We start from the raw sequence: 8,463 nt of genomic DNA on the forward strand, positions 1-8,463 counted from the left end.
GACGCCCGCATCTGCTGCACCAGCGTGGTGTAGGCGGCGAGGACGCGGTCCGGGGTGAAACTGCTCCACACGTCGTTCGTGCCGAAGTGCATGACAACGATGTCGGGTCGGGTCGCGGAGAGACGGGCCGGAAGCAGGTTCTGGTCCGCCACGGCGGTCACCTGTTCGCCGCCGTGCCCCTCGTTGTCACCGTCGTGCGCCTGGGCGCAGCCCTGCTGGTTGAGGGTGCCGACGAAGTCGATGTTCGTGTATCCGGCGCTCTGCAGGCTGTTCCACAGCATGGCCCGCCAGCAGCCCGGCGAGCCGGTGATCGAGTCGCCCAGCGGCATGATGCGGACGGCCGCCGCAGCGGCGGGTGCCGTGGTGTCGGCCGCCGTGGTGCCGGGTGCCGCCGTGGCAGTGGGTGCGAGGGCCACGCCGAGGGACAGCAGGAGCGTGGCCAGCAAGATCCGTAAGGGGGGCAGATGGCGCGTACTACGCATGGTGATCCCTTCCCTGGCTGTGTTGTCAGCTCACCGGGGGTGCGGTGTGGGAGCGCTCCCACATATCAAGCCACTGTTGTCCGTGACGCGTCAAGAACCGTGCGTCCTGCGTCTGTCGCGTTCCGGGTCCGACCTGTCATGGCTGCTTCGGGGGCTTGCGCAGAGATCGAGTTGGCGGTCCAATGCTGAAGGTGACGGCTTGTGGAGAGCGTGGTTCTGCTGGTGCCCGGGGCGGAGAGCTGGTGAACCCTCTTGAGGAGCTCTCGCTCGGACAGCTCCGTCGACGCCGGAGCATGAAGTGGCGGACGTATCCGGCCGACGTCCTGCCGCTGTGGGTGGCGGAGATGCGGCATCCATTCCGGGCTCACTGAGCGGGAGGGGCGGGAGAGCCTGGATCAGCTCTCGGTGCGGTCCTCCGGTGCCGACTCCGTCGCGGGGACGGACTCGGTGGCTGTGGCCTTGGCGGTGATGGCCGCCGCCGAGCCGTTGGTCCCGTTCGTCAGCGACAGCTCCTTGGGGGAGAGCACCGGCGGGCGGGTGGACGGCGTACGGCGGGAGGAGCCGGTCCACGCGGGACGGGCCGGACGCTTGATGATCGGAGTGAAGATCTCGGCGATCTGCTCCTTGCTCAGCGTCTCCTTCTCCAGCAGCTGCAGCACCAGCGCGTCGAGGACGTCGCGGTTCTCGACCAGGATCTCCCAGGCCTCGTTGTGCGCGTTCTCGATGAGCTTCTTGACCTCTTCGTCGACGAGCGCGGCGACCTCTTCCGAGTAGTCGCGCGGGTGACCCATCTCACGGCCGAGGAACGGTTCGGTGTTGTCACCACCGAACTTGATCGCGCCGAGCCGCTCGGTCATGCCGTACTGCGTGACCATCGCGCGGGCCGTCGCGGTGGCCTTCTCGATGTCGTTCGCAGCACCTGTGGTCGGGTCGTGGAAGACGAGCTCCTCGGCCGCGCGCCCGCCCAGCATGTACGCCAGCTGGTCGAGCATCTCGTTGCGGGTCGTGGAGTACCTGTCCTCGTCCGGCAGGACCATCGTGTAGCCCAGAGCACGGCCTCGGGAGAGGATCGTGATCTTGTGGACCGGGTCGGAGTTCGGGGAAGCCGCCGCGACCAGGGCGTGGCCGCCCTCGTGGTACGCGGTGATCTTCTTTTCCTTCTCCGACATGATCCGGGTCCGCTTCTGCGGGCCCGCCACGACGCGGTCGATGGCCTCGTCCAGCGCCAGGTTGTCGACCAGCTTCTTCTCGCTGCGGGCGGTGAGCAGCGCTGCCTCGTTGAGGACGTTGCTCAGGTCCGCGCCGGTGAAGCCCGGCGTGCGACGGGCGACCGCCGACAGATCGACGTCCGGAGCGACCGGCTTGCCCTTCTGGTGAACCTTGAGGATCTCCAGACGGCCGAGCATGTCCGGGCGGTCGACCGCGATCTGGCGGTCGAAGCGGCCGGGACGCAGCAGCGCCGGGTCGAGGATGTCGGGCCGGTTCGTCGCGGCGATGAGAATCACACCGCCCTTGACGTCGAAGCCGTCCATCTCGACGAGCAGCTGGTTCAGCGTCTGCTCGCGCTCGTCGTGTCCGCCGCCCATGCCGGCGCCGCGATGGCGGCCGACCGCGTCGATCTCGTCGACGAAGACGATCGCCGGGGCGTTCGCCTTGGCCTGCTCGAAGAGGTCACGGACCCGGGAGGCACCGACACCGACGAACATCTCGACGAAGTCGGAACCCGAGATCGAGTAGAACGGAACGCCCGCCTCGCCCGCGACAGCACGTGCGAGCAGCGTCTTGCCCGTACCGGGAGGCCCGTAGAGGAGCACACCCTTGGGGATCTTGGCGCCGACGGCCTGGAACTTGGCCGGCTCCTGCAGGAACTCCTTGATCTCGTGGAGTTCCTCGACCGCCTCGTCCGCGCCCGCCACGTCGGCGAACGTCGTCTTCGGGGTGTCCTTGGTGATGAGCTTGGCCTTGGACTTCCCGAACTGCATGACGCGGGAACCGCCGCCCTGCATCTGGTTCATCAGGAACAGGAACACGACGACGATGAGGACGAAGGGGAGCAGCGACAGCAGAATGCCGACGAAAGCGTTCTGCTTGGTCGGAGAGACCGTGTAGCCGTCCGGAATCTGCTTGTTCTGGTATTTGTCCTGGAGAGTGTTCGCCAGGTTGACGCCCTGATCGCCGATGTAGCTCGCTTGGATCTTCGAGCTGCCCTCGACCTTCTGGCCGTCCTTGAGCTGGACCTTGATGACCTGCTCGTCACCGGTGGTGATCTTGGCCTGCTCGACCTTGTTGTCGTTGATCGCCTGGACGACCTGGCCTGTGTCCACCGTCTTGTAGCCGCCGGACGAGCCGACGACCTGCATCAACACGACCACGGCAAGGACGGCCAGCACGATCCACATGACCGGCCCACGGAAGTATCGCTTCACGTCCATCCATACGGAGCGGTGCCGCCCCGTCCCTCCTGCCATAGTGAGTTTGACAAAGACTGTTCTAAAGACTGCTCTTCGGACGGTACCCCAGCATTGTCACCCGAAGGCGCACGGGCGGGGTCGCATTACCGTCCACGCATGCTCCAACGGCGGGAAGGCCGCCGGGGTTCCCGCACCTCTCACAGGACCGGCCCTTTGGCTCAGCAGCCGCACGAGAGGCCGGGTCGGCAGCCGGACTCAGCCGCCGTAGACGTGGGGCGCGAGGGTACCGACGAACGGAAGGTTGCGGTACTTCTCGGCGTAGTCGAGGCCGTAGCCGATCACGAACTCGTTCGGGATGTCGAAGCCGACCCACTCCACGTCGATGGCGACCTTCGCGGCCTCCGGCTTGCGCAGCAGGGTGCAGATCTTCAGCGACTCGGGCTCGCGGGAGCCGAGGTTGGAGATCAGCCAGGACAGGGTCAGCCCGGAGTCGATGATGTCCTCGACGATGAGGACGTGCTTGCCCTTGATGTCGGTGTCGAGGTCCTTGAGGATCCGCACCACACCGGAGGACTGGGTGCCCGCGCCGTACGACGACACGGCCATCCAGTCCATGGTGAGGGGGGTGGACAGCGCCCGGGCCAGGTCGGCCATGACCATCACCGCGCCCTTGAGGACGCCGACGATCAGCAGATCCTTGCCCGCGTACTCCGCGTCGATCTTCGCGGCCAGCTCGACCAGCTTCGCGTCGATCTCTTCCTTGGTGATGAGTACCGACTTGAGGTCGGCACCCATGTCTTTCGCGTCCACCCGCATCACTTTCGGTCGCCCGTCGCCATCTGCCTGGCTCGCCGACCCCTCCCCGAAGGGGGGTGAGATTCAGCCTTGCCGAATCACCAGTCTGCCACCCTGCCGCTGGGCGACGACCCGGCCGGGGAGATTGATGGCCCCCTGCCCGCGCCAGCCGGTGATCAGCCGGTCGACTTCCTCGATGTGGCGGGCGAACAGCGAACCGGCCGGAGCGCCCGCCTCGATGGCGGCACTGCGCAGGATGCGGCGGCGTACGGCGGGCGGCAGGGCGTACAGCTTGGCGCACTCCAGGAGGCCCGCCGCGTCCCGTACGGAGGCCTCGGCCTGGCGGGCCCAGGTGTCGAGGGCGTCGGCGTCGTCGCGGGAGAGCTGGGCCGTGCGGGCGAGTGCCTCGACCACGCCCTTGCCGAGGGCCTTCTCCAGGGCGGGCAGTCCTTCGTGGCGCAGCCGGGACCGGGTGTAGGCCGGGTCGGCGTTGTGCGGGTCGTCCCAGACCGGCAGGGCCTGGACCATGCACGCCTTGCGGGCGGTCTGCCGGTCGACCTGCAGGAAGGGCCTGCGGTACCGGCCGGGGGCTCCGGGCCCTCCCGAGACGGCGGCCATCCCGGACAGGGACCGGATACCGGAGCCGCGGGCGAGGCCCAGCAGTACGGTCTCCGCCTGGTCGTCACGGGTGTGCCCGAGGAGGACCGCGGTGGCGCCGTGGCGCTCGGCGGCGGCGTCCAGGGCGCCGTACCGGGCGTCTCGCGCGGCGGCCTCCGGGCCGCCCTCACGGCCGACGGTGACGGCGATCGACTCGACCGGGTCGAGGCCGAGTTCGGTCAGGCGCAGGACGACCTCGTCGGCACGGAGGTCGGAGCCGGGCTGCAGACCGTGGTCGACGGTGACGCCGCCGGCGCGCAGACCGAGTTTGGGCGCTTCGAACGCGAGGGCGGAGGCGAGCGCCATGGAGTCGGCGCCGCCGGAACACGCCACGAGGACGAGTGGCAGGGACTCGCCGGGGGTGTTGGGGCTGGGGACGAGGCTGTGGGACAGGTTGTGAGCGGTGAGGATGTCGTGGAGAGCGCGGCGAACCGCCAGGCGTATCGCCGCGACCGCAGGATGGGGACCCATGTCCGGTTCCCTTCATGAAGTTTTCGGGGGGTGAGCCGACTTCGGTCACTCAGAGTGTGTAGATGGTGACAGAAACGGGGCGTTCCCCGAGCATTGCACGCCTACCCATGCCCCACGGTCCCTCGGACGGGTGATTGAAGGGGCGTTCACCTGCCGTCGGCCGGATTCGTTCACCCCTTGTTCCGAGGGCTCATGAGTCCGTCTTGCGGTGCACCCGCGCGACCCAGTCCGCCGGTTTGGCGATCTCGGCCTTCGTCGGGAGGGTGTTGGGGGAGGTCCACACGCGGTTGAAGCCGTCCATGCCGACCTGGTCAACGACCGCGCGGACAAAGCGTTCGCCGTCCCGGTACTGCTTGAGTTTGGCGTCCAGGCCGAGGAGCTTGCGCAGCGCGAGGTCCAGGCGGGACGCGCCCTTGGCCCGCCGTTGCTGGAACTTCTCCCGGATCTCGGCCACGGAGGGCACCACCGCGGGACCCACTCCGTCCATCACGAAGTCGGCGTGTCCCTCCAGGAGGGACATGACCGCGGTGAGGCGGCCGAGGATCTCCCGCTGGGCCGGTGTCTGCACCAACTCCACCAGGGAGCGCCCGCCGTCGTCCTCCTCGCCCTCCGGCCTGCCGCCCGCCAGGGACTGCGCGGCCTCCCTGATGCGCTCCAGGAACGTCATGGGGTCGACTTCCGTCTCCCCCAAGAACGACTGGATTTCGCCCTCCAGATGGTCCCTCAGCCAGGGCACGCCCGTGAACTGGGTGCGGTGCGTCTCCTCGTGCAGACACACCCAGAGCCTGAAGTCATGGGGCTGTACATCGAGTTCGCGCTCCACGTGGACGATGTTCGGCGCGACGAGGAGCAGCCGGCCGCCGCCGTTCGCGCCCGCCGGAAGTTCACGGGTGGACGGCGCGAAGGTCTCGTACTGGCCGAGCACCCGGGACGACAGGAACGACAGCAGCATGCCCAGTTCGACGCCGGTGACCTTGCCGCCGACCGCGCCGAGGACGGCTCCGCCGGGTGAACTCCCGCGCCGCTCCTCCATCTTGTCCAGCAACGGCCTGAGCACCTCGCGGAACCCGGCCACGTTCGCCCGTACCCAGCCCGGACGGTCGACGACCAGTACGGGGGTGTCGTGCGCGGCGTCCGTGCCCATCCGGGTGAAGCCCCGGACGTGCTCCTCGGAGGCCTTCGCGTGCCGGCGCAGTTCCGACACGATGGCCCGGGCCTCGTCGCGGCTCACCTCTGGTCCCGGCCTCACGAGCCGGGTCGCGGTCGCCACCGCGAGATTCCAGTCGACCATCCCAGCAGATGCAGCACCACCGATGCTCGTCATGCATCAACCGTACGTGAGCACTCCTCCCAGGGGCAGATGGCGAGGTCAGCAGCCGCAGGCCGCCAGCGCCGTCGCCGTACGGTCCAGGGCTGTCTGGGCCGCCGTCCGGTCGGTGGTGTCGACGGCCAGGAAGGCGAAGGCCAGGAGGCGGCCGTCCCGGTCGACGACCGTGCCCGCCAGTGCGTTCACACCGGTCAGGGTGCCCGTCTTGGCCCGTACGACGCCCGCCGCGCCGTCCGTGTAGCGGGTGCTCAGGGTGCCGGTGAAGCCCGCCACGGGGAGGCCCGTGAGGACCGCGCGCAGTTCGGGGTGGGACGGGTCGCCGGCCTTGGCCAGCAGGGCCGTGAGGAGGTCCGGGGTGAGGAGGTCGGCGCGGTTCAGACCGCTGCCGTCCGCGAAACGGGCGCCGGACATGGGCAGTCCGAGCTTCCCCAGCTGGGTACGGATGGCCCGCGCACCCCCCGCGAAGTCGGGCCGGACGCCCGTGGCGAGCGCGGTCTGGCGGGCGAGGGCCTCCGCGAGGTCGTTGTCGCTGTTGGTCAGCATGCGCTCGACGAGGGCGGAGAGGGGCGGCGAGGAGACCTTCGCGAGGGTGGTCGCCCGGCCGGTGGCCTTGGACGGGCCCGGGGAGGTCGTTCTGATGCCGTGCTTCGCCAGGAGGGCCGCGAAGGCGCGGGCGGCGTCCGCCGCCGGCTCGGTGCTGCGGACTGCCGTTCCGCTGGTCGAGTCGTTCGTGCGGGCCTCGTCGGCCATCAGGGCGCTGACCGGGGCGAGGTTGCCGTCGTTGTCGGCCCCGATCGGGTGGATTTCCGTGCCCGCGTAGAGCGTGGTGTCGTACGACAGCGTCACCTGGCGTACGCCGCGCTTCCTGAGGGCGGTGGCCGTCGAGTCGGCCAGGGTGCGCAGGCTGGCCCAGCCCTCCGGGTCCTTACGGGCCGTCAGGGTGGGGTCGCCGCCGCCGACCAGGACGAGTTCGTTGGTGTCGGGCTCCAGGGCGGCCCGGGTGGTGAGGCGGTGGTCGGCGCCCATCGCGGAGAGCGCGGCGACAGCCGTGGCGATCTTCGTGGTCGAGGCGGGGACGAGCGCCTCGCCCGCCCCGAGGCCGTAGAGGCGCTTGCCGGTGGCGATGTCGACGACGGCGGCGGTCTGGCGGGTACCGAGGGCGGGGTTCCTCAGGAGCGGGTCCAGGACGGCCGCGAGGGCCCTTCCCGCGGGCGCCGCCCGCAGGGTGCCGGTGGCGCTGCCGAGGCCGGCCAGCACGGAGGGGGCGCTCGGCGCGGGTGCGGGCGCCCCGGCCGACGTACCCGAGGTGGCGGAGGTGTCGGACGTACCGGAATTACGTCCGTGATCTGTGCCACCGGATCGCTCCTGGACGGCGGCCCAGTCCCGCTCGGCCGTACGCTGGCCGGAGGAGTCCCAGGGGCCGGCGGCGGTCACCACGCCGGCGGTCAGCGCCAGTCCGGCGGTGGCGGCGCCCGCGGTGTAGTGCCAGGTCCGCAGGGTCTTCGGCATCGACAACGGCAGTATCTTCGTCTTCAGGGTGTTCGGTCTCGGGAGACCGGCGAGCTTCGGGCCCACCGCCTGTGTGATCCGCGCGACCCGCGGTCTCACGGCCGCTGTGGCCCGTCCGAGCTGCGGTTTCACTGTTGCCGCAGCCCGGGTGAGACGGGGTCTTACGGTGCGGACGAGCCGCGCCACCCTCGGCCTCGCGGCCCGCCAAGGCCCCAGCTCCGGCACGACCACCAGCCCCTTTCGCGATCACACACCAGCGTGAGGGACACTTAACCACCAGAACTATGTGTTGATCATGGAGGAGCCACCGGTGGAGTTCGACGTCACGATCGAGATTCCGAAGGGTTCACGGAACAAGTACGAGGTGGACCACGAGACCGGTCGGATCCGTCTGGACCGTCGCCTCTTCACCTCGACCAGCTACCCGGCCGACTACGGCTTCGTCGAGAACACCCTCGGCGAGGACGGCGACCCGCTGGACGCGCTGGTCATCCTGGACGAGCCGACCTTCCCCGGCTGTCTCATCCAGTGCCGCGCGATCGGCATGTTCCGGATGACGGACGAGGCCGGCGGCGACGACAAGCTGCTGTGCGTGCCCGCGCACGACCCGCGCGTGGAGCACCTGCGGGACATCCACCACGTGTCGGAGTTCGACCGTCTGGAGATCCAGCACTTCTTCGAGGTCTACAAGGACCTGGAGCCCGGCAAGTCCGTCGAGGGCGCCAACTGGGTGGGCCGCACGGACGCCGAGGCCGAGATCGAGCGGTCGTACAAGCGCCTCAAGGAGCAGGGCGGCCACTGAGCCCTCCTG

At 69.5% G+C, this 8,463-nt stretch carries 7 protein-coding genes and 1 pseudogene; 2 read left to right on the forward strand and 6 right to left on the reverse strand.

Annotation, left to right across the window (positions count from 1 at the left end; translation table 11 throughout):
* Window positions 1–482: GDSL-type esterase/lipase family protein (locus STRTUCAR8_RS10480; RefSeq protein ID WP_044471978.1), on the reverse strand; the 482-nt coding region annotated here is incomplete at its 3' end.
* Window positions 483–664: 182 nt separating this feature from the next.
* Between STRTUCAR8_RS10480 and STRTUCAR8_RS54080 the strand changes: the two are divergent.
* Window positions 665–838: pseudogene (locus STRTUCAR8_RS54080) on the forward strand (cystathionine beta-lyase); the annotation flags it as partial.
* Between the two features lie 39 nt (window positions 839–877).
* Here the strand turns inward: STRTUCAR8_RS54080 and ftsH are convergent.
* The 5 genes from ftsH to dacB all read right to left on the reverse strand — a co-directional run bounded on the left by ftsH (window position 878) and on the right by dacB (window position 7,883).
* Window positions 878–2,914 carry an ATP-dependent zinc metalloprotease FtsH gene (ftsH, locus tag STRTUCAR8_RS10485; protein ID WP_006375592.1) on the reverse strand — a complete coding sequence of 679 codons (2,037 nt, stop codon included), beginning with the start codon at window positions 2,912–2,914 and terminating at the stop codon, window positions 878–880.
* 234 nt (window positions 2,915–3,148) lie between these two features.
* Window positions 3,149–3,709 (reverse strand): hypoxanthine phosphoribosyltransferase, encoded by a 561-nt coding sequence (gene hpt / locus STRTUCAR8_RS10490; RefSeq protein WP_044471976.1) that lies wholly within the window; start codon window positions 3,707–3,709, stop codon window positions 3,149–3,151.
* Window positions 3,710–3,772: 63 nt separating this feature from the next.
* Window positions 3,773–4,816 (reverse strand): tRNA lysidine(34) synthetase TilS, encoded by a 1,044-nt coding sequence (gene tilS, locus STRTUCAR8_RS10495; protein WP_006375590.1) that lies wholly within the window; start codon window positions 4,814–4,816, stop codon window positions 3,773–3,775.
* Window positions 4,817–5,006: 190 nt separating this feature from the next.
* Window positions 5,007–6,140 (reverse strand): zinc-dependent metalloprotease, encoded by a 1,134-nt coding sequence (locus STRTUCAR8_RS10500; protein ID WP_006375594.1) that lies wholly within the window; start codon window positions 6,138–6,140, stop codon window positions 5,007–5,009.
* A 45-nt stretch (window positions 6,141–6,185) separates the two neighbouring features.
* Window positions 6,186–7,883 carry a D-alanyl-D-alanine carboxypeptidase/D-alanyl-D-alanine endopeptidase gene (gene dacB / locus STRTUCAR8_RS10505; protein WP_078507162.1) on the reverse strand — a complete coding sequence of 566 codons (1,698 nt, stop codon included), beginning with the start codon at window positions 7,881–7,883 and terminating at the stop codon, window positions 6,186–6,188.
* Between the two features lie 79 nt (window positions 7,884–7,962).
* Between dacB and STRTUCAR8_RS10510 the strand changes: the two genes are divergently transcribed.
* Window positions 7,963–8,454 carry an inorganic diphosphatase gene (locus STRTUCAR8_RS10510; RefSeq protein ID WP_006375593.1) on the forward strand — a complete coding sequence of 164 codons (492 nt, stop codon included), beginning with the start codon at window positions 7,963–7,965 and terminating at the stop codon, window positions 8,452–8,454.
* Window positions 8,455–8,463: the final 9 nt, after the last annotated feature.

The sequence above is a fragment of the Streptomyces turgidiscabies Car8 genome (genome assembly GCF_000331005.1).
Classification (GTDB): Bacteria; Actinomycetota; Actinomycetes; order Streptomycetales; family Streptomycetaceae; genus Streptomyces; species Streptomyces turgidiscabies.